Origin of the sequence: Prauserella halophila, from assembly GCF_024171895.1 — a bacterium.
Taxonomy (GTDB): domain Bacteria; phylum Actinomycetota; class Actinomycetes; order Mycobacteriales; family Pseudonocardiaceae; genus Prauserella; species Prauserella halophila.
Window position 1 is genome coordinate 38,477 of record NZ_JAMTCQ010000010.1, and the last position, 21,132, is coordinate 59,608.

The 21,132-nt window shown below is 68.5% G+C and carries 17 protein-coding genes; 9 read left to right on the forward strand and 8 right to left on the reverse strand.

The genetic code is table 11. From position 1 onward, the window contains the following. Positions 1-4 precede the first annotated feature (4 nt). The 6 genes from gyrB to dnaA form a co-directional block, all read right to left on the reverse strand. Positions 5-1,972, reverse strand: coding sequence for a DNA topoisomerase (ATP-hydrolyzing) subunit B (gene gyrB, locus LY41_RS12590; RefSeq protein WP_253864163.1), 1,968 nt, complete (start codon positions 1,970-1,972; stop codon positions 5-7). 282 nt (positions 1,973-2,254) lie between these two features. After that, positions 2,255-2,764: a DciA family protein gene (locus tag LY41_RS12595; protein ID WP_253864568.1), complete on the reverse strand. Its 510-nt coding sequence runs from the start codon at positions 2,762-2,764 to the stop codon at positions 2,255-2,257. A gap of 418 nt (positions 2,765-3,182) precedes the next feature. Beyond that, positions 3,183-4,334, reverse strand: coding sequence for a DNA replication/repair protein RecF (recF, locus tag LY41_RS12600; protein WP_253864165.1), 1,152 nt, complete (start codon positions 4,332-4,334; stop codon positions 3,183-3,185). A 21-nt stretch (positions 4,335-4,355) separates the two neighbouring features. Continuing rightward, complete coding sequence (gnd, locus tag LY41_RS12605) at positions 4,356-5,246, reverse strand: phosphogluconate dehydrogenase (NAD(+)-dependent, decarboxylating) (RefSeq protein ID WP_253864166.1); 891 nt, start codon at positions 5,244-5,246, stop codon at positions 4,356-4,358. Positions 5,247-5,302: 56 nt separating this feature from the next. After that, entirely contained in the window at positions 5,303-6,436 is a 1,134-nt protein-coding gene (dnaN, locus tag LY41_RS12610) for a DNA polymerase III subunit beta (RefSeq protein ID WP_253864167.1), read from the reverse strand. A 1,170-nt stretch (positions 6,437-7,606) separates the two neighbouring features. After that, positions 7,607-9,916, reverse strand: coding sequence for a chromosomal replication initiator protein DnaA (dnaA, locus tag LY41_RS12615; RefSeq protein ID WP_253864168.1), 2,310 nt, complete (start codon positions 9,914-9,916; stop codon positions 7,607-7,609). A 635-nt stretch (positions 9,917-10,551) separates the two neighbouring features. Between dnaA and rpmH the strand changes: the two genes are divergently transcribed. The 8 genes from rpmH (at position 10,552) to LY41_RS12655 (ending at position 17,619) form a co-directional block, all read left to right on the forward strand. Then, positions 10,552-10,689 (forward strand): 50S ribosomal protein L34, encoded by a 138-nt coding sequence (gene rpmH / locus LY41_RS12620; RefSeq protein ID WP_183647447.1) that lies wholly within the window; start codon positions 10,552-10,554, stop codon positions 10,687-10,689. A 30-nt stretch (positions 10,690-10,719) separates the two neighbouring features. Continuing rightward, complete coding sequence (gene rnpA, locus LY41_RS12625) at positions 10,720-11,109, forward strand: ribonuclease P protein component (RefSeq protein WP_253864170.1); 390 nt, start codon at positions 10,720-10,722, stop codon at positions 11,107-11,109. Beyond that, the gene (yidD, locus tag LY41_RS12630) at positions 11,106-11,450 is read left to right on the forward strand and encodes a membrane protein insertion efficiency factor YidD (RefSeq protein WP_253864171.1); all 345 of its coding nucleotides are present in this window, start codon (positions 11,106-11,108) and stop codon (positions 11,448-11,450) included. The genes rnpA and yidD overlap by 4 nt, the downstream gene beginning before the upstream one ends. A 4-nt stretch (positions 11,451-11,454) precedes the next feature. Continuing rightward, complete coding sequence (gene yidC, locus LY41_RS12635) at positions 11,455-12,600, forward strand: membrane protein insertase YidC (RefSeq protein WP_253864172.1); 1,146 nt, start codon at positions 11,455-11,457, stop codon at positions 12,598-12,600. A 61-nt stretch (positions 12,601-12,661) separates the two neighbouring features. Continuing rightward, on the forward strand, positions 12,662-13,282 hold the full coding sequence (locus LY41_RS12640; protein ID WP_253864173.1) for a Jag family protein: 621 nt from the start codon (positions 12,662-12,664) through the stop codon (positions 13,280-13,282). 1,625 nt (positions 13,283-14,907) lie between these two features. Further along, positions 14,908-15,615 (forward strand): 16S rRNA (guanine(527)-N(7))-methyltransferase RsmG, encoded by a 708-nt coding sequence (gene rsmG, locus LY41_RS12645; RefSeq protein WP_253864174.1) that lies wholly within the window; start codon positions 14,908-14,910, stop codon positions 15,613-15,615. Positions 15,616-15,730: 115 nt separating this feature from the next. Beyond that, entirely contained in the window at positions 15,731-16,597 is an 867-nt protein-coding gene (locus tag LY41_RS12650; protein WP_253864569.1) for a ParA family protein, read from the forward strand. Next, positions 16,594-17,619 carry a ParB/RepB/Spo0J family partition protein gene (locus LY41_RS12655; protein ID WP_253864175.1) on the forward strand — a complete coding sequence of 342 codons (1,026 nt, stop codon included), beginning with the start codon at positions 16,594-16,596 and terminating at the stop codon, positions 17,617-17,619. Before LY41_RS12650 ends, LY41_RS12655 begins: the two co-directional genes overlap by 4 nt. A gap of 148 nt (positions 17,620-17,767) precedes the next feature. Here LY41_RS12655 and LY41_RS12660 read toward each other — a convergent pair whose 3' ends face one another. Further along, the gene (locus LY41_RS12660) at positions 17,768-18,718 is read right to left on the reverse strand and encodes a D-alanine--D-alanine ligase family protein (RefSeq protein ID WP_253864177.1); all 951 of its coding nucleotides are present in this window, start codon (positions 18,716-18,718) and stop codon (positions 17,768-17,770) included. Positions 18,719-18,754: 36 nt separating this feature from the next. Next, the gene (locus LY41_RS12665) at positions 18,755-20,119 is read right to left on the reverse strand and encodes an aminotransferase-like domain-containing protein (RefSeq protein WP_253864178.1); all 1,365 of its coding nucleotides are present in this window, start codon (positions 20,117-20,119) and stop codon (positions 18,755-18,757) included. A gap of 237 nt (positions 20,120-20,356) precedes the next feature. On the opposite strand from LY41_RS12665, the gene LY41_RS12670 reads away from it, so the two are divergent. Then, positions 20,357-21,100: a GNAT family N-acetyltransferase gene (locus tag LY41_RS12670; RefSeq protein ID WP_253864180.1), complete on the forward strand. Its 744-nt coding sequence runs from the start codon at positions 20,357-20,359 to the stop codon at positions 21,098-21,100. Positions 21,101-21,132 lie beyond the last annotated feature (32 nt).

The following is a 21,132-nucleotide window of genomic DNA, read 5'->3' on the forward strand; positions in this document are numbered from 1 at the left end:
CGGATCAGATGTCGAGCATTCCGGCGGCCTTGGCGTTACGAGTGATGAACGAACGGCGGGCGTCGACGTCCTCGCCCATCAGAACGGAGAACAGCTCGTCGGCCGTGGCGGCGTCGTCGAGGCTCACCTGCAGCAGCACACGGTTCGTCGGGTCCATCGTGGTCTCCCACAGCTCGTCCGAGTTCATCTCGCCGAGGCCCTTGTACCGCTGGATGCCGTCCTCCTTCGGCAGCTTCTTGCCCGCCGCGGCGCCGGCCTCGAGCAGGCCGTCCCGCTCGCGGTCGGAGTAGGCGTACTGCGCTTCACCGCGCGGCCACTTGATCTTGTACAGCGGCGGCTGTGCCAGGTAGACGTAGCCGTGCTCGATCAGCGGGCGCATGAACCGGAACAGCAGTGTCAGCAGCAGGGTGCGGATGTGCTGGCCGTCGACGTCGGCGTCGGCCATCAGCACGATCTTGTGGTAGCGCAGCTTCGAGATGTCGAACTCGTCGTGGATGCCCGTGCCGAGTGCCGTGATCAGCGACTGGACCTCGGCGTTCTTGAGGACGCGGTCGATGCGGGCCTTCTCGACGTTGATGATCTTGCCCCGGATCGGCAGGATCGCCTGGAACATCGAGTCCCGGCCCTCCTTGGCCGAACCGCCTGCGGAGTCACCCTCCACGATGTAGAGCTCGCACTGCTCGGGATCGGTGGACCGGCAGTCCTTGAGCTTGCCCGGCAGCCCGCCGATGTCCATCGCGCCCTTACGGCGCACCAGGTCACGGGCCTTGCGCGCGGCGTCGCGGGCCTGCGCGCTCGAGAGAGCCTTGTTGATGATGACCTTGGCCTCGGCCGGGTTGCGCTCGAACCAGTCCGACAGCCACTCGTTCGCGTTGGTCTGCACGAACGTCTTCGCCTCGCTGTTGCCCAGCTTGGTCTTGGTCTGACCCTCGAACTGCGGCTCGCCGACCTTGATCGAAATGATCGCCGTCAGGCCCTCGCGGACGTCGTCGCCGGTGAGGTTGGGGTCCTTCTCCTTGAGTAGCTTCTTGTCGCGCGCGTAGGCGTTCACCACGCGGGTCAACGCGGCGCGGAAGCCCTCCTCGTGGGTGCCGCCCTCGTGCGTGTTGATCGTGTTGGCGAACGTGTACACCGACGGTGTGAACCCGTTGTTCCACTGCATCGCGACCTCGACCTCGAGGTCGTCGCCGACCGCCTCGAAGCTGACGATCGTCGGGTGGATCGGGTCCTTCGTGTTGTTGATGTGCTTGACGAAGTCCTCGAGTCCACCCGGGTAGTGGTAGATGCGCTCCTTGATGCGTGCGGCCTCGCCGACGACGTCCTCACCGTTCTCGTCCTCCGACACGCGCTCGTCGCGCAGCACGATCGTCAGGCCCTTGTTGAGGAACGCCATCTCCTGCAGCCTGCGCGCGACCGTCTCGGCGTTGTAGTCGGTGGTCTCGAAGATGTCGGGGTCGGCCCAGAACGTGACGGTGGTTCCGGTGCGGTCGGTCGGACCGATGTCGGTGAGCTCACCGGGCACGGAATGGTCGTAGTGCTGCGTCCAGACCCTGCCGTTGACGTGGATCTCGACGTCGAGCTGTTTCGACAGGGCATTGACCACGGACACGCCGACGCCGTGCAGACCACCGGAGACCGCGTACGAGTCGCTGTCGAACTTGCCGCCCGCGTGCAGCACCGTCAGCACGACCTCGACGGTCGGGCGCTGTTCCTTCGGGTGCAGCTCGACCGGGATGCCGCGGCCGTCGTCGACGACGCGGACGCCGCCGTCGGCCATGAGCGTGACCTCGACCTTGGACGCGTGCCCGGCCATCGCCTCGTCGACGGAGTTGTCCACGACCTCCTGGATCAGGTGGTGCAGGCCGCGTTCACCGGTGGACCCGATGTACATGCCCGGGCGCTTGCGGACGGCCTCGAGACCCTCGAGGACCGTGATGGAGGACGCACCGTATTCGTTCTGGTTCTCTGCCACCGGCCTGACTTCTCCTCACCATCGCCACACGCGCACGCGCACGGGAAATCTGGGGCGCGGGCACCTTGTCGGCTCACCGTCTCGCACGCACTCACACGCGCTTTCCCGAGTGCCGATCCGGCCCACCGGTCTTAGTTTACTTGGCCAGTCTTGCTCACATGCATCAAGGACACGTCTGATTTCGCCGGAGAGCGACGATCTCAACCCTGATCGGGTCCGGGGGCTGACCCGATCGACGCCACGACGTCTCGGAGAAATCGGGCGCCCGCTCTTCGGAAGCGGTCAGCCGTACGTGTCACGCGGCCCCCTGCCGGACACGTGGCGTGGTCCTTTCCGCCAGCTCGGCGCCGCCGGACCCTGGATCTTCATGCGCTTGACGACGCCGTTGCCCACCCCGGAGGCGATCTTGGCGAGCAGCTGCCGCTGCAGCAACCGCAGCTGGGTGGCCCACGCCGTCGACGACGCCCTGACCACCAGTTCTCCATCGGTCAGGCTCACCGGCTGGGCGTGCTCGGCCACGTCTTCACCCACGAGGGTGGCCCACCGGCCGAACACGTGCCCGCCCGCGAGGCGGTCGCTCCAGCCGAACTGCGACGCCATGCGCGAGGCGATCCGGCCGAGGCTCTGCGGGTCGCGTTCATCGGCGCCTGCCGCCGACCAGCGGCGCCTGCGCGAGTTCTGTGCCGTCTGCCCCTGCTTGCCGGGCGGGCGCTTCCCCTGTTGGCGCGTACCCGGTTCACGACCCCGCGTCTTGGCCCGGTCCTGCGCCGCCTTCAACGCGGCGTGCGCCAGGTCCCGGCCGCTTTCCGCACCGCTGCCGGCGGCACCGGCCTCGCTCCCGTCGGAACCGGACGCGGAGTGTGCGTTCCCTGCCGACCGGGCATTCCCTGGGGACTGCGCGTTCCTTGTGGATGGCGCGCCACCACGGCCACTCGCACGCGAGTTGTCCCCAGGCGCGGTCGCCGGCCCCGCCTCGGCGACTACTCCGGTCGGTGCGGTATGGTCACGCTCCGTCGCCCGATCGGGGGTCTCCCCCGATTTTCCCCCCTCGGGGGGAGTATTGACCTGCGAATCGTGGTCCCCGGCCACCCAGTGCGACAGCAAATCCAGGGTGTTATCCACACTGTCCACAGGCTTGTCCCCAGTTCGGCGACCCTTGGATGTGTTCGCGGTCACTCCCCGTCGCCGATTCCCGCCGTTGCGGACCCCCTCAGCCACGCGTCACCTCCCCATCTGCGACCTCGTAACGGACGCCGGTCAGTTCGGTCGGCACGTCCTCGTCCACGGCGGCCGTCACGAGCACCTGTTCGGCACCCAGTGCGACCTCCGCCAGCCGCGCCCGCCGCCGCTTGTCCAACTCGGCGAACACGTCGTCGAGCATCAGCACCGGCTCACCCCCTGCCTCACCGCGCAGCAGCTCGTACGAACCGAGCCGCAACGCCAGCGCGAACGACCACGACTCGCCGTGGCTCGCGTACCCCTTCGCCGGGGTGTCGCCGAGCACCAGGTCCAGCTCGTCGCGATGCGGTCCGACCAGGCTTACCCCACGCTCCAGCTCCGCCGCGCGCGACTCGCCGAGCGCGACCCGCAGCACTTCGGCGAGCCGTTCGGGATCGGCCCGCTCGCCGCTCGGCTCGCCGTACCCCTCCGGCAACGCCTCGCCCAGGCTCGACCGGTACGCGATGTGCGCGGGCCGCGAATCCGGTGCCACCCCCGCGTACGCCTCCGCGGTGTGCGGTGCGAGATCCGCCACCAGGTTCAGCCTCGCCGCCAGCAGCTGCGCCCCCGCCTTCGACAGGTGGTCGTCCCACACGTCGAGCGTCGAGGCCGCGTACGGATCGTCGCCGCGCTTCTTGCCCGCCGACTTCAACAGGGCGTTGCGCTGCTTGAGCACCTTGTCGTAGTCGGCGCGCACCCCGGCGTAGCGCGGCGCGCGCTGCACCAGCAGCTCGTCGAGGAACTTGCGGCGCTCGGCCGGATCACCCCGCACCAGCACCAGATCCTCGGGCGAGAACAGCACTGTGCGCAGGATGCCCAGCACGTCCCGCGGCCTGCCGACCGCGCCCCGGTTCACGCGTGCCCGGTTGGCCCGGCCCGCCGCGATCTCCAGCTCGACCGTCAGCTCCCGGTCCTCGTTGACCACCGCGGTCCGTACCAGCGCGCGTTCACACCCCTGCCGCACCAGGGGCGCATCGGTCGCGACCCGGTGGGAGGAGAGAGTGGCGACGTAACCGATCGCTTCGAGGAGATTCGTCTTCCCTCGTCCGTTCTGCCCGACCAGCACGGACGGGCCCGGTTCGAGCGGCACATCGACGTGATCCCAGGAGCGGAAATCGGTCACCTGCAGGTGACGGATGTACACGGCGTTATCCGGCGGCCTTCGTCATTCGCCTGCCTTCTTGACGCTGTGCCCGCCGAACTGGTTACGCAGCGCCGCCACGGCACGCATCGCCGACGAGTCCTCCTGCCGCGAGGCGAACCGCGCGAACAGCGCAGCCGAGATGACCGGCGCGGGCACCGAGTTGTTGATCGCCTCCTCGAGCGTCCACCGGCCCTCGCCCGAGTCCTCGACGTAGCCCTCGAGCTCGGCCAGCTGCGGGTCCTCCTCGATGGCGCGGATCAGCAGGTCGAGCAGCCAGGACCGGACGACCGTGCCGCGCTGCCACGCCTTGATCACGCCGGGCACGTTGTCGACGACGTCGGAGGCCTCGAGCAGTTCGAAGCCCTCGGCGTAGGCCTGCATCAGGCCGTACTCGATGCCGTTGTGCACCATCTTCGCGTAGTGACCCGCGCCGACGCCGCCCGCGTGGGCGAAGCCCTCGTCCCGCGGACCCTCCGGGCGCAGCGCGTCGAAGATCGGCATCGCCTGGTCGATGTCCGCCTCGGTGCCGCCTGCCATGAGGCCGTAGCCGTTGTCCTTGCCCCACAGACCACCGGAGACGCCGACGTCCACGTACTTCACGCCCTGCTCGGCGAGCACCCCGGCGTTGTGACTGTCGTCGGTGAACCGCGAGTTGCCGCCGTCGATGACCAGGTCGCCTGCCGACAGCAGGCCGGCGAACTCCGCGACGGTGGCTCGCGTCGCCTCGCCCGCGGGCACCATCACCCACACGATGCGCGGTGCGCCGAGCATATTCACCAGGTCCGCGAGCGACGAGACGTCACTGACGTCCGGGTTCTGGTCGAAGCCGACCACCTCGTGCCCGACGGCCCGCAGCCGCTCGCGCATGTTGAAACCCATCTTACCGAGGCCGACCAGTCCGAGCTGCACCATCGAAATACTTTCCCTTGGTAGTTACGTGTGCCTGCGGGTTCGCGAGCCGCCCGAGCTCAACCGGGCAAGCGCACCGGCATGAGCAGGTACAGATAACCGGGCACCACGTCGCCGTTCTCGTCCGCGGGCTTGATCAGTGCGGGCCGGTTCGGCGTGGTGAACGTCAGTTCCGCACGGTCGACGTGCAACGCGGCGAGGCCGTCCGCGAGGTAACCCGGGTTGAACGCGATGGCCACCGGTTCGCCCTCGAAGTCGACGGGCAGCTCCTCTTCGGCGCTTCCCTCGTCGTCGCCACCCGCCGACAGGCGCAGCGAGCCGTCCCCGAACTCGAGCCGCACCTGCGTACCTCGCTCGGCGACCAGGGACACCCGCTTGATCGCCTCGGTCAGCGTCGACACGTCGATGACGGCGCGGCAGCTGTGCTCGCTCGGCAGCAGCTGGCGGTACGGCGGGAACTCGGCGTCGAGCAGCCGGGTCGTCGTGTACTTGCCGGAACCGGTCAGGCCGAGCAGACCGTCGCCGCTGGCGAGGCCGACCTGAACCGTCGAGCCGCTCGTGCCCAGCGACTTCGCCGCGTCGGCGAGCGTGCGTGCCGGCACCAGCACGGAGGCGTCACCGAGTTCCTGGGCCGGCGACCAGTTGAACTCCTTCATCGCCAGCCGGAACCGGTCGGTGGCCACCAGCGTGAGGTTCTCCCCGGAGATCTCGACGCGCATGCCGGTGAGCATCGGCAACGTGTCGTCCTTACCCGCGGCGACGGCAACCTGCGCCACGGCCTGCGCGAAGGCATCGCCCGCGACCTCGCCTGCCAGGTCGGGCTGCGCCGGCAGCTGGGGATAGTCCTCGACCGGCATCGTCGGCAGGGAGAACCGGGCGCTGCCGCAGGTGATCGACGCACGCGCCCCGTCGACGGAGATCTCGACCGGCTGGGCGGGCAACGCCTTGGTGATGTCGGCGAGCAGCCTGCCGGACACCAGCGTGCGCCCACCGTCGGCGATCGTCGCGGGTACGCCGACCGTCGCCGACACCTCGTAGTCGAAACCGGACACCGTCAGCGCATCGGAGCCACCGTCGCCGCCGGCGTCCAGCAGTACTCCGCCCAGCACCGGAACCGGCGGCCGGGACGGGAGGCTGCGTGCCACCCAGGCGACGGCGTCAGCGAGGCCATCGCGCTCGACGCGGATCTTCATGGCGCCCATCCTTTCGACGGCCCGAGCCGCCGTAGCTCGAAAGACGACAAACGACCACCAGCCGGATCCCCTCGAGGTGCGAGACGAGCCCGGACCGTGGCTGTAGCGGGTCCGCCAACCTACAGCGTGTCGACATGTCGATGCATCTGCGTACCCGGACCGGATACGGACCGGACCCGATCGACATGAAGACCGCCATTGCTCGAGCGGACCGGATGTGTGGGTCTCCACGGTAGAGCCTGCAAGGACCGCGGGTCATATCGGGCCGCGGGCTTCCGGAGGGGCTCGTCCCCAGCTTCCCCATCTTCTCTTTTTCTCTTGTTCTTATAAGAGAGATCTTTTGTCCAGCCGTAGTAGTAAGTGTTGTGAGTTGTGTGGATACGGCTCGTTCTTGCTGGTCGGCGGGCGTGGTGCCGTGTGGAGGACAGGGTGTGGGGATCGGTGGACCATTCGGGGGTGGGTGTGGGTGGTTTGAACCGTCCTCAGGTGGCCAGAAGTTGTCCCCATGGTTGTCCCCAGTTGTGGGGGCGGTTGTGCCCAAGGCCTGTGTGCGGCCGTCGTGAGACAGATCGCTCGGAGGGGTGACGGATTTCTTGGCACACAAGAACTTCCACACAGTGGGGATGTTTTCCCTGCTCGTCCGTGCACAAGCGCGGTGACGCGGAGGCCGGTGTAGTGCAACGTTCCGGTCAGCGCGTCGGTGGACAGCTTGCGGACAGGGTGCGGACAACCCTGTGGATGCTGTGGATGTCCGGTGGACAACCCCGCGCGAGATCGGGAGTGAGTGGTTTTCGCGTTGTGGTGCGGAATCCGACGAAGGTCGGATGTGCACAGTGGACGGATCGGCCGAACGGTGCCTGCGACGGCCTCGCGGTGCCGGCTCACGGGCCGATCCGGGCGGGGCTGGTGGTCTGATCCGGCCCCGCGATCGTTGCGGCGGCTGGCTGCAACGTGCCGAGGTGGCCGCGATGTGCGCGCGCCGCGGCCCGCCGAGCCCACTCCTGGGTACGACAGCTGCGCGTCAGCGGGCCGGTCGAGGTGTGGGTGACGTGTGGGTGTGGACCTCGGCACACCGGACGTGGCTGTCACCGCACTGAGCGCAGGACACGCGGTGCCGAGTGCAGAACACGCGGTTGTGAGCGCAGGACACGCGGTGCTGCCGAGGGCGGGTTACTGGCGGGCGCGCTGCTTGATGCGGGAGGTGAGTTCCTGCACCTGGTCGTAGATGCGGCGGCGCTCGGCCATCTCCTTGCGGATCTTCTTGTCCGCGTGCATGACCGTCGTGTGGTCGCGCCCGCCGAACGTCTGCCCGATGCGGGGCAGCGACATGTCGGTCAGCTCGCGGCACAGGTACATGGCGATCTGCCGCGCGGTGGCGAGCGCCTTCGTCTTGCCGGGGCCGCACAGGTCGTCGACCGTCACGTCGAAGAAGTCGGCCGTCACGCCCATGATCGTCGAGGCGCTGATCTCCGGTGCCTGTGAATCGGGAATCAGGTCGCGCAGCACGATCTCGGCGAGCCCGACGTCCACCGGCTGCTGGTTCAGCGACGCGAACGCGGTGACGCGGATGAGCGCGCCCTCGAGCTCGCGGATGTTCGCCTCGATCCGCGCGGCGATGAACTCGAGTACGTCACCGGGGACGTCGAGCCGGTCCTGGGCCGCCTTCTTGCGGAGGATCGCGATCCGGGTCTCGAGCTCGGGCGGCTGGATGTCGGTGATCAGACCCCACTCGAACCGGGTCCGCAGCCGGTCCTCCAGCGTTTCGAGGCGCTTGGGCGGTCGGTCGGACGAGACGACGATCTGCTTGTTCGCGTTGTGGAGCGTGTTGAAGGTGTGGAAGAACTCCTCCTGAGTACCTTCCTTGCCTTCGAGGAACTGGATGTCGTCGACGAGCAGGATGTCGATGTCGCGGTAGCGCCGCTGGAACGCGACCTTACGATCGTCGCGCAGCGAGTTGATGAAGTCGTTGGTGAACTCTTCGGTCGAGACGTACCGCACGCGCATCCCGGGGAACAGCCGCTGGGCGTAGTGCCCGACGGCGTGCAGCAGGTGCGTCTTGCCGAGCCCGGACTCACCCCAGATGAACAGCGGGTTGTAGGCGCGGGACGGCGCTTCGGCGACGGCGACCGCCGCAGCGTGCGCGAACCGGTTGGACGCACCGATGACGAACGTGTCGAACGTGTACTTCTCGTTCAGCTTCGTCTTCGACGTCTGCGGCTGGGCGGGAGCGGTGTACGGCTGGCCCGCGGTGGGCTGGCCGGTGAACGACGGCCAGATCTCGTTGGCGGCGGCCAGCGCCTCGCCTTCCTCGTCGACCTCTTCGTCCGAGTCGGCCAGCGCCTCGAGTCGTGACTGACCCGCCGACTGCGTGGACTGCGCGGACGCCGACCCGCCCCCGGATTGCTGTGCTCCGGATTGCTGTGCTCCGGATTGCTGCCCTCCGCCGGACGGCGAATGCCTTCCCGCATGCTGTGAAGCCTCGCCGGAGCCGTCGCCGGTGGTTGGCGAACCCGGTCCGGCCTGCGGACCGCGAGGGTGCTGCTGGGCGGAACGCGCTGCGGGGCCGGTTCCGTCCGGCGCGGACTGCCGCCCGGAAGTCTGCGGCTCCGGCGGGTGCTGTCCTGACTGGTGCTGCTCCGAGGTGTGCGGGCCGCCGTTCTGCCCGCCGGAGCGGGTTCCCGGCTGCTGGGGTGCGGAATGCCGCGGAGTGCCGGGCTGCTGCGGGTACGGCGTCGGGCGTCGGCCCGGTGCCGGCCCCGGCGGTGCCGACGGCCCTGACGACCCCGCCGGTCCTGCCTGCGCCGACTGCGCTGATTGGGGCGACTGCGCTGACTGGGACGTCTGGGGCCGGTGCGGCGTCGACTGCTCGGCCGACCCCGCGGCGGCCGAGCCGGAACCGGACTCGGGGGCGTTCGCCGAGGACGGCGTGCCGCTCGAGGGGACACCGGGCGGAGGTGGAGTGTCGTCGCGGATCGGTGGAATGGTCGGCATGACCATCGTCTCTTCGGCCGGCGACGTCGGCGGGACGCCGGGTGCGCCGGAAGGGCCGGGTCCGTGCGGCGACGCCGGGGAGGTGGACGACGTCGCCGGGTCGGCACCGGCCGGATGGGGCGTTGCACCGGTGGTGTCGCCGCTCTCGGTGGTGAGGGTGCCTTCCATCCGGCCCGTGGCGGAGTACTGCGGCGGGGACGTCGGCCCGTTCGGTGCGGGCGTGCTCTCGGCCGAGTCGACCTTCACGGCGAGGGACACGTCGCGGCCGAGCCTGCGGGACAGAGCGGCGGTGATCGGCTCCCGCAGCGCGCGCTCGATCGCTTCCTTGGCGAAGTCGCTCGGCGCGGCGAGCAGTGCGGTGCCGTCGAGCAGGCCGATGGGCCGGGTCACGCGCATCCAGGCGCGCTGCTGGGGCGAGAGCGTGCCGTCGGACAGCTCTTTGACGACCTGTTCCCACACGGAACCCAGGTTCAGCTGTTGCTCAGACACCCTGCTCTGCTCCCCTCCCCTCGACCTCGTCGACGCGGCCTGTGCATTTCGTTCGTCGACGCGTTTCACCCGGCCGACTCCACCTGTCGACGCGTTCATGAGCACGGTCTTCACGAGCACGTGCGCGCCGATGATCGGTCACCGACGGCAGCAGTGCAGGTCGAACGGCACCTCCGGCGTGATCAGCGCAGGAAGCATCCCCAAGTTGTCCACAGGCTGTGCATTAATGTACGGCCGACCCCCGAGCCCTCCTACTCGCGGGTCCGTGGGTCGCTCGCCCAGTCTCCCACCTACCGGCGGTGCGGCGCGTTCCCCTCATCTTCGCGGGCCGAGAAGAGGCAGGTTAACAAGCGCTGGTCTATGCCACAAGCTGTTCATCGAAGCAAGGATTCCACGGTCGACGGCGTGTCGCCAGTTGAACCGGATCCGTGAGCAGGGGGCCTGCCACAGGGGGTGGTGTCGGGGGTGGCCCGCCGGGTGCGTACCCTTGAAAGGTCTGCCGCCGACACCGCGGCGTCACGGCTACCCGGCCGACGAGATGTTCCGATCGGAGAGTATCGCGCCGGGGTTCGTGGCGGATACGAGGACGGTGGCGACCTACAGACCCAACGTCGCCAGACCAGGAGAATGACGCCGTGAGCAAGCGCACCTTCCAGCCGAACAACCGCCGACGCGCGCGGACCCACGGATTCCGGCTGCGGATGCGTACGCGGGCAGGCCGCGCCATCGTGGCCGCCCGTCGTCGCAAGGGCCGTCAGAAGCTGTCCGCCTGACCTCGTCTGCTGCCGGTTCCGGGCGCGCGCGTGCTACCCGCCGACGCTCGCCTGCGGCGCAGTGAGGAATTCCGTGCCGTCATGCGTGGCGGCGTCCGAGCCGGGCGCCGCCGCCTTGTGCTGCACGCGCTCGCCGAATCGGGCGAGCGGAAGAAGGCAGGGTTCGTCGTGAGCAAGGCCGTGGGCAATTCCGTGGTGCGGCACCGGGTCAGCCGGCGCCTGCGCCACCTTGTCGCGGACCGGCTCGGAACCCTGCCGGACAGTTGCGCGTTGGTCGTACGAGCGCTTCCGCCTGCCGCCGGGGCGAGCAGTGCGGAGTTGGGCTCGGACCTCGACGCGGCGTTGCGGCGGTTGAAGCTTGCCGGTGCCACGAGCGCTGCACCGGAGGCCCCCCGCGACAGCAATGGACGAACGGTGTGAGTGAGCAGCAGCCGGTCACCGAGCACCAGGATGGTGCGGGCGACCACGACGAGACGACACATGCGGCTCCGCGACCGACGCCGGTCGCGTGGATTCTGCTGCTCCCGATCCGCTTCTACCGCAAGGTGATCGCCCCCTTCCTGCCTCCGATGTGCCGGTTCAATCCGAGCTGCAGCGCATACGCGGCCGAGTCGTTGACCAAGCACGGCGCGGCGCGGGGCAGTTATCTCGCCGTTCGCAGACTGCTGCGGTGCGGTCCGTGGACCGACCCGGGACGGGACCCCGTGCCCGAGACGTTCAGCCTCCGGCGTCAACCCCCTGGTATATCTACCGAGGAGTAGCTCAGTGCTCGACTTTATCTACTACCCTGTGTCGTTCATCTTGTGGTGCTGGCACAAGGTGTTCGGCTTCGTCTTCGGGCCGGACAACGCCATTGCCTGGATTCTCGGCATTGTCTTCCTGACCTTCACCGTGCGCGGCATCCTCTTCAAGCCGTTCGTCAAGCAGGTCCGGTCGATGAAGAAGATGCAGGACTTCGCCCCCGAGGTGAAGAAGCTGCAGAAGAAGTACGCCAACGACCGGCAGAAGCAAGCGACGGAGATGCGCAAGCTACAGCAGGAGCACGGGGTCAACCCGCTCGGCAGCTGCCTGCCGATGCTGCTGCAGATTCCCGTGTTCATCGGTCTGAACTGGGTGCTGCGCAACTTCCAGGAGGGAAGGCCGGACAACTACTTCTTCGACGCGGCGGAAGTCGACTCGTACGTCAACGCCAAGCTGTTCGGCATCAACATCGGTGACGCGATCAACCACTTCGGCTTCGCCGGCCAGTCGGACGAGTGGAACTGGGAAGTCGCGCCGCTCGCGATCCCGTTGATGATCATCGCAGCGATCGCCACGCACCTCACGGCCCGTCACTCGGTGGCGCGCCAGAACCCGGCGTCGGCTTCGCAGCAGACGGCCATGATGAACAAGCTGACGCTGTACATCTTCCCGTTCGGTGTCCTCATCTTCGGTGCCTTCTTCCCGATCGGCCTGCTCATCTACTGGCTCGCGAACAACGGCTGGACCCTCGGCCAGCAGCGCTTGGTCTACGGCCGCATCGACCGTGAAGAGGAGCAGAAGAAGCTCGAGGAGAAGGAGAAGCGCGACAACCTCGCGCCCAAGCCGGGCCAGAAGCCGAAGGCGGGCCAGAAGCCGAACAAGCCGCAGCCGGGCCAGAAGCCGGCCACGCAGAACAAGCAGGCGTCGGACGAGGCTTCCGACTCGGCCGAATCCGGCTCCGAGGGCGATCCGGGCAAGGTCTCGGCGCAGTCGTCCACGGGCAATACCAACGGCAGCGGCACGTCGCAGAAGAACGGCACCTCGCAGAAGAGCGGCAGCAGCGCCAAGAGCGGTAACAGCGCCAAGGGCGGCGCATGGGCCAAGAACGGCGGCAACAAGCAGCGGCCTGCCGGTCAGGGCAAGAAGTCCAAGGGCGGCAAGCGCCGCTGATGCGCGCGGCGCCCGCCTTCCGTAACAAGACCTCGCCTGAGGGCTCGAGAGGAGAAGCGACATGTCCGAGACCGCAGAGGTGATCGGCACGGAAGAGGAGAAGGCCGCGGCGTCCGGGGCCGGTGACGAGACCGCCGGTGACTCCCCCGAGACGGGTGCGGCCGATTCGGCCGACGCGCCGGAGTCGGGTGAGGAGACGTCGGGCGACGAGAGGTCGGGCGAGAGCGATCTCGTCCGCGAAGGCGATATCGCGGGCGACTACCTGGAGCGGTTGCTCGATCTGCTCGACTACGACGGTGACATCGACCTCGACGTCGAGGCCGGTCGCGCGATCGTCAGTATCGAAGGCGGCGACGACCTCGAGAAGCTCGTCGGCTCACGCGGGAACGTGCTCGAGGCACTGCAGGAGCTGACCCGGCTGGCGGTTCAGCAGGAAACCGGATCGCGCAGTCGGCTGATGCTCGACGTCGCGGGCTGGCGCGCCGGCCGGCGCGAGGAGCTCCGCAGGATCGGCCGGACGGCGGGCGAGAACGTGGCCAAGTCGGGCGAGAAGGAGAAGCTCCAGCCGATGAGCCCCTTCGAGCGCAAGGTCGTGCACGACGCGGTCGCGGAGGTCGAGGGCGTCACGAGCGAGAGTGAGGGCGAGGAGCCAAAGCGGCGCGTGGTGGTCGTCCCCGAGTAGAAACGATCGTCAGCAGAAGCGGCCCGTCGGAATCAGCGATCCGACGGGCCGCTTCTGTGTGTTCGGGGTGGACCGCTCCCCCGCGCTCCGCTGTGCTCCGACCGGGCGGGATCGGGTCGGGCAAACGGCTCGACGAGACTCCGGCGGTCGGCGTCCGTTCCGGCGCGGGGCCGGGTCGGAACGGATGGGACCGAATCGGCTGAGGAGCCGCAGTGGTCCATGGCTCCCCGCGCGGCTGGGCCGGACGTGTCGTGGTTTCACGTGGAACTGAGCACGCGGTGTCGGCGGCTCTCTAAGCGGCAAGGTGGCGCGACGAGGCGGCGTAGCTCGGCGAGTCGGTGCTGCGGGTATGGAGAGTGACGGTGCGGACGCGGTTGCGGGTGAGATGCGGACCGGCACGGCGTGCGAACACGAACGGCGGGTGTGTCTGAGCGATCGCGTGGGTACGTGCGGACCGGGCCGGACTCGCGCATCGACACGGTGGCGAAGCCGGGCTGGTGGCGCGGAATCGACGGCGCGGGGCGGCGACTCGGGTTGGCGGCGCGGGTCGGTGGAGCGGGCCCGGCAGAGCACGACCGGCGATGCTGAGCTCATGACCGGGTACTGCCGACGCGGACCTGACGGAGCTGAGCCGCCGACGCGGAACCGGAGCAGTTGGCCGGAGCAGCTGGCCGGTGGAGCCGTACCGGTGGAGCTGAACCGGCGGAGTCGTACCGGCGTTCGAGGACCTACCGGAGCGGGGCCCCCGATGCCGGGCCCCCGATGCCGGGCCCCCGATGCCGGGCCCCCGATACTGGGACGTCGATACGGAACCGGCGCCGCCGAACTGGTGCCCTGTACTGCCGATGCGGACCTGGCGGAGCTGAGCGGCCGACGTGTAACCGGCATGCGGACCTGGCGGCGGTGAACCGACGAAGCGGAACTGCCGGACCTGGGCCGGCGGCGCCGGATTGGCGATACGCAACCGGTGACCATCGGCCAGAGGACTCTGGACCCGTGGTGCTGTCCCTCCCCTTCCTGGTCCTCCCCTTGAATTGGCGCCTTTGAGCCCGACGATGCGGCGGACTGGGCCGGCGATACCGAATCGCAGGCCCGCAGCCGAGCCGGGGAGTCGGAGGCAGGACAACGGCCCCGCCGGCCGCTCGTCGTGAAGGTGTCGAGTCTGCTCCCTGACTCCCTGACTCCCTGACTCCCTGACTCCCTGACTCCCTGACTCCCTGACTCCCTGACTCCCTGACTCCCCGACCCTCCGACCCTCCGACTCGTCGGCACCGCGGTACGGCGGTAACCCGGCACGCGCGGGACAGCCATCGTTCGGTCATCCCCACTCGCCCGCCGCTTCGCGAGTCCGGCGATCGGGGTGCACGCGACAACCCGCCGACCGCTCCGTTCATGACCGACACCGAAACCGGAGTCATCGCCGATGTCGTCGACCGGTGGGAGCGCGCCAGGGATGGTGGGGGTGGGCTGTTGTGCGCCCACTGTCGATGTTCCACGTGAAACGGTCGTGGACTTCTCCACACCTTCGGACTGTCGACTCGGTTCGCGCCGACGTTCATGGACAATCGAGCACGGGCCGTTTCACGTGAAACGCGACGCCCGTGGATCCAGCGAGGAGTTGAGTAGTGAGCCGGAACGAACTGGAGTCCACCACGCCGACGGCGGCGATCGCGGTGTTCGGTGAGCACGTCGATCGTGCGGAACGATTCGTCGGCATGCTGCGCGAAGAGGGAGTCACCCGCGGACTGATCGGACCGCGGGAGCTGGACCGCCTTTGGGACCGGCACGTCCTCAACTCGGCGGTGTTGGACGACGAGGTTCCACGTGAAACACGAGTCATCGACGTGGGATCCGGAGCCGGCCTTCCCGGAGTGCCGTTGGCGATCAGCCGCCCCGATCTCGATATCGTGCTCCTCGAGCCGATGGCACGTCGTGTCGAGTGGCTCGAAGAGGTCGTGGACGAGCTCGACCTCGACGGCGTCACCGTGGTTCGCGGACGAGCGGAAGAGAAGGCGGTACGCGCACAACTCGATCCCGCAGAGGTCGTGACGGCTCGTGCGGTCGCTCCTCTTGCCCGCCTCGCCGGCTGGTGTCTGCCACTGGTGCAGGAGTCGGGAAGGTTGATCGCACTCAAAGGTGCCAGCGCGGCGGAGGAGATCGAGCGGGACAGGGCGGACATCGGCAAGGCCGGCGGCGGCGCACCGCGGATCGCGGAGTGTGGTGGCGACATCCTCGATACGCCGACGACGGTCGTGGTGATCGAGCGGGTGGCACGACAGCGGCCGGGGTCGCAGCGGAAGCGGTCGAAGAAGAAGGGTCAGCGGAGCACATGACGAGCAGTTCCGAGCAAGGCATGTTCCACGTGAAACACGGCGGCGTCGGGTACGCGCCGATGAAGGGAGAGACTCGGTGACCACGCCAGCTGGACAGTCGAAAACCGGCGGATCGATGCCCATTGCCGAGGAGGCGCTCCGTGCGGCGAAGGTACTCCACCCCGACGAGGGCTTCATGCCGCGTCCGTCGAAGCGCCGCGTCATCACGGTCGCGAACCAGAAGGGCGGCGTCGGCAAGACGACGAGCACGGTGAACCTCGCTGCGGCACTGGCGATGCACGGCGTGAAAACGCTCGTCATCGACCTGGACCCGCAGGGGAACGCGAGTACGGCGATCGACGTGGACCACCGTTCCGGAACACCGTCGGTGTACGAACTGCTCATCGGTGAGGTCTCGATCGTCGAAGCGGCACAGCCGAGCTCGCAGACCGACAACCTGCTGTGCGTGCCCGCGACGATCGACCTCGCGGGTGCGGAGATCGAGCTGGTGTCGATGCAGTCGCGCGAGTCGAGGCTGAAGGAGGCGTTGACCAACGAGGCGCTCGCTCAGCTCGACGTCGACTACGTCTTCATCGACTGCCCTCCCTCGCTCGGCCTGCTCACGGTGAACGCGCTCGTCTCGGCCCACGAGGTGCTGATCCCGATCCAGTGCGAGTACTACGCACTGGAAGGTCTGGGGCAGCTGCTCAGCAACATCGAACTGGTGCAGAAGCACCTGAACCGCACGCTGTCGGTGTCGACCATCCTGCTCACCATGTACGACGGCCGCACGAAGCTGGCCGACCAGGTGACGCAGGAAGTCAAGAACCACTTCGGTGAGGTCGTCCTGAAGACGATCATCCCGCGCAGTGTGAAGGTCTCGGAGGCTCCCGGATACGGCCAGACGGTGCTGGCCTTCGACCCGGGTTCACGTGGCGCCATGAGTTATCTGGACGCCGCACGCGAAGTCGCCGAACGCGGTGTGGAGGGGAAGCAGGAATGAACGAACGCAAAGGCGGCCTCGGCCGCGGACTGGCAGCGCTGATCCCGACGGGGCCGGCCGAGGACGACTTCGAGGTCGATCCCGAGGCCGAGTCCCATGTGCCGGTCCCCGAGATGGCCGATGTCAAACCGCCCGCGGGTGACGAGAGGGGATGGTTCGCCGCCAACGGCGCCGTCGACGACGCACCCGAGGCAGGTGGCGAGGTCGCCGGCGCGGTCTACCGCGAGGTTCCGCTCGAGGCCATCGAGCGGAACCCGAAGCAGCCTCGGCAGGTCTTCGACGAAGAGGCCCTTGCCGAGTTGGAGCATTCGATCCGCGAGTTCGGCCTGATGCAGCCGATCGTGGTGCGCGCCCTCCCCGACGCCAAGTTCGAACTCGTCATGGGCGAGCGCCGACTGCGTGCGTCGCAGCGGGCCGGGCTCGAGCACATCCCGGCGATCGTGCGGCAGACCGCCGACGAGGCGATGCTGCGGGACGCGCTGCTGGAGAACATTCATCGGGTGCAGCTGAATCCGCTCGAGGAAGCCGCGGCGTATCAACAGCTGCTCGACGAGTTCGAGGTGACACACGACGAGCTCGCCTCGCGGATCGGGCGCAGTCGGCCGGTCATCACCAACACGATCCGACTGCTCCGCCTCCCCCTCCCCGTGCAGCGCCGGGTGGCGGCGGGTGTGCTGTCGGCGGGACACGCGCGGGCGTTGCTGTCGCTCGAGGACGCCGACGCGCAGGAGGAGCTGGCGGGACGCATCATCTCGGAGGGGCTGTCGGTCCGAGCGACCGAGGAAGCGGTGACCCTCTACAAGAACGGTCCGAAGAAGAAGGAGAAGAAGGAAGCCAGCAAGCCGGCCGACGAGCCGGGCCTCAAGGAGCTCGCCACGCGGCTGTCGGACAGTTTCGACACGAAGGTGAAGGTCGACCTCGGCCGCCGGAAGGGCCGTATCGTCGTCGAGTTCGGCTCCGTCGACGACCTCGAGCGCATCGTCGGCCTGATGGACCCGAATAGGAACAAATCGGACACCTGATCCGAAGTCCCATCACTCCAGTCCATTACGTCACGGTGACGATCAATCCGGGCAAGCTGAGATCACCAATAGTGAGCCATGAAAACGGCGCCCGAAGCGAATCCGCTCCGGGCGCCGTCGTGTCTCGAAGGATGTGCCGGGTGGTGCCTCACGCACCGCGGCCGACGGCACGTCCGATCAGCTCGTCGAACACCTTCCCCAGCGACGTGCCCGCCGCCTCGAGCGCCATCGGCACGGTCGACGTCTCCGTGAGTCCCGGCGATGAGTTCACTTCTAGGAAGTGGACCGTGCCGTCGGGCGCGACGATCGCATCGGTTCGCGAGATGTCGCGCAGGCCGAGGGTCCGGTGTGCACCGACCGCCAGCTCCCCCACCGCGCGCTCGATCTCGCCGTCGAGGCGCGCGGGCGTGAAGAAGTCGGTCAGCCCTGCGGTGTAACGCGCCGTGTAGTCGTAGACACCGTTCTCCGCCACGATCTCGACCGCGGGCAGAGCCTGCGGCCCGCGGTCACCCTCGACCACCGTCACGGCGACCTCGGTGCCGTCGATGTATTGCTCAGCGAGCACGGTGTCGCCGTAGGCGAAGCAGCCGACCATCGCGGTGGGTAGTTCGGCGGCATCGCGCACCACCTGGGCGCCCAGCGCAGAGCCGCCCTGGTCCGGCTTGAGGATCAACGGCAGGCCGAGCCGTTCGACCATCGCGTCGAGCACCGACTGCGCACCGAGTTCGCGGAACGTGCTGTGCGGCAGGACGAACGAGTCCGGCGTGGCGAAACCGGCTCCGGACACGAGCGCCTTCGCGATCGGCTTGTCCCACGCGCGCCGGCAGCCCTGCGAGTGGGTGCCGACGAACGGTACGCCGAACATCTCGAGCACGGTCTGCACCGAGCCGTTCTCGCCTTCACCGCCGTGCAGTGCGATGACGGCCGCGTCGGGCCGCTGCTCGCGCAGTCGGCCGATCAGGCTCGCATCGGTGTCCCACTCCTGGACCGTCAGACCGGCATCGCGCAATGCGACCGACAGCCTTCTGCCGGACCGCAGTGAGACGTCCCGTTCATGGGAGAGGCCGCCTGCGAGGACGGCGACAGTACGTTCGGCCACCCGTGAAACTCCTTGGGGCTGAAGGGAAAACGTCGATCAGGCCGTGTCCGGTCCGGGCGTCTGCGGCCCCGACACGGCACGGGTGGTGACGCTACCGAACGTCCGCATCAAATCCATTTCGGACTCGAGTACGCCGGCGAGCCTGCGCACGCCTTCGTGGATCCGTTCGGGCGTCGGGTAGCAATAGGACAGTCGCATCTGCCTGCTGCCCAGGCCGTCCGAGTAGAAGCCCGTCCCCGAGGCGTACGCGACGCGTGCGGTGACGGCGCGTGCCAGCATCGCCTTCGCGTCGACGCCTTCGGGAACGGTCAGCCACACGTAGAACCCGCCCTCGGGGTGGGTCCAGCTGCAGCCCTCGGGCATGTACTGCTCGAGGGCGCCGATCATCGCGTCGCGGCGTTCGCGGTAGTTCTCGCGGAACGTCTTGATCTGGCCCTTCCAGTCGTGCGTCGAGAGGTACTTCGACACGACGAGCTGGTTCAGCGTCGGCGGGCACAGCGTGGCCGATTCGGAAGCCAGCACGAGCTTCTCGCGCACGGCGTGCGGCGCAAGCACCCAGCCGACGCGCAGGCCCGAGGCGAACGTCTTCGAGAACGAGCCGAGGTACACGACGTTGTCCGGGTCCATCGACCGCAGGGCCGGGTAGGTCTGCCCGTCGAAGGCGAGCAGGCCGTACGGGTTGTCCTCGATGACGAGCACGTCGTACTGCCGGCAGATCTCGAGGATCTCGCCGCGGCGGTCGGCGGCGAGCGTCACGCCGGCCGGGTTGTGGAAGTTCGGGATCGTGTAGAGGAACTTGACCCGCTTGCCTGCCTTCTCGCATTCGGCGAGTGCGGCGCGGAGGTTCTCGGGCACGAGGCCGTCGTCGTCCATGGCGACGTGCACGACCTCGGCCTGGTAGGCCGCGAACGAGCCGAGCGCGCCGACGTACGACGGACCCTCGGCGAGCACGACGTCACCCGGGTCGCAGAACAACCGCGTGACCATGTCGAGCGCCATCTGCGACCCGACCGTGACGACGACGTCGTCCGGGTGGCCGGTGATGCCCTCCATGGCCATGACCTCGCAGATCTGCTCGCGCAGCGCCGGAACGCCGTGCGCGGAACCGTACTGCAGGGCCGTGAGCCCGTCCTCGGCGATGAGCTCGCTCATCTGCTCCGACAGCGACTCGAGCGGGAGCGCTGCGAGGTTCGGCATGCCGCCCGCCAGTGAGACGACCTCGGGCCGGCTGGCCACGGCGAACAGGGCGCGGATCTCGGACGCCGTCATGCCCGCGGTGCGGGCGGCGTAGCGCTCGACGTGCGGGTCGAGGTTGGTGCGGCTGCCCGGCTCGGCGCCGGGCTTGGGCTCGGGGAGATCCGGCTCCGCGCTCTGCGAATCCGGGACCTGGGGTTCGCTCATGGCATACTTCCGTCTGCTTTTCGTGGGAAAGCGTTCGGCGGCTGGGCTCTACCTACCGGTAGTTGTTCGAGTGTAACCACAGGTGGTAGTGCGCCTCCCGCCGTTGGCGTGCTCGTCACATCGGCCTATGCTTGCCGGTGTCACTCGCCCTGCGCGTCCGGCGCGCGCAGGGGCGTCGGTCAGCGCCGGTGTACGCGGTCGTCTGCGGTCGCGCAGCCCTGCAGCCCGGGAGGTCTGGTGTCACGTCGCATCGTGGGCGTCACGCTGGACAACCTCGAGGAGTTGCCGCAGCGCTGCCGGCGGTGCGTGTACTGGGAGCTCGCTCCGCATCTGACACAGCAGGCCGAGGAGTTCGGCGAGACCGAGGTCGAGAAGGAAGCCTGGGTCTCCGGCGTACTGCTCGAGTGGGGCGCGTGCGGCCGGATCGTCTACAGCGGGAAGCTTCCCGTCGGGTTCGTCCTGTACGCGCCGCCGAATGCGGTCCCCCGGTCGGATGCCTTTCCGACCTCTCCGCCCAGCCCGGACGCGGTGCTGCTGACGGCGTTCCACATCCTGCCGGAGTTCCGTGGCAGCGGTCTCGGCCGGACGCTGGTGCAGGCCGTCGCGAAGGACCTCACTCGTCGCGGCGTGAAGGCGATCGAAGCGTTCGGCGACGCCGGTCCGGAGGACACCGACACCGAAGCCGCCGAGAGCGCTGAAGCTCACGGTGCAGCGGGCGCGGGTGCCGTGACCTCCGGCGCTGTGACCTCTGGTGCTGTGGATTCCGGTGCTGGGGATTCCGACGGGCACTCGTGCGTGGTGCCGGCCGCGTTCCTGCAGAGCGTCGGGTTCAAGACCGTGCGGCCGCATCCCCGCTGGCCCCGGTTGCGCTTGGAGCTGCGGTCGTCGATCTCGTGGAAGGAAGACGTCGAGGCGGCGCTCGAGAAGCTGCTCGGCGAGGTCACGATGACGACGGCGACGTCGTCCAGCTCGCGCGCCTGAGCCACCGCTCCCCCGGACCACCGCTCCCGTCC

What these genes read in the sequence shown, in the direction of transcription:
- gnd (WP_253864166.1), bottom strand. Translation starts at nt 5,246, where the DNA reads ATGGTGCAGCTCGGACTGGTCGGCCTCGGTAAGATGGGTTTCAACATG.
- dnaN (WP_253864167.1), bottom strand. Translation starts at nt 6,436, where the DNA reads ATGAAGATCCGCGTCGAGCGCGATGGCCTCGCTGACGCCGTCGCCTGG.
- LY41_RS12640 (WP_253864173.1), top strand. Translation starts at nt 12,662, where the DNA reads ATGTCCGAGACCGCAGAGGTGATCGGCACGGAAGAGGAGAAGGCCGCG.
- LY41_RS12650 (WP_253864569.1), top strand. Translation starts at nt 15,731, where the DNA reads ATGCCCATTGCCGAGGAGGCGCTCCGTGCGGCGAAGGTACTCCACCCC.
- LY41_RS12655 (WP_253864175.1), top strand. Translation starts at nt 16,594, where the DNA reads ATGAACGAACGCAAAGGCGGCCTCGGCCGCGGACTGGCAGCGCTGATC.
- LY41_RS12665 (WP_253864178.1), bottom strand. Translation starts at nt 20,119, where the DNA reads ATGAGCGAACCCCAGGTCCCGGATTCGCAGAGCGCGGAGCCGGATCTC.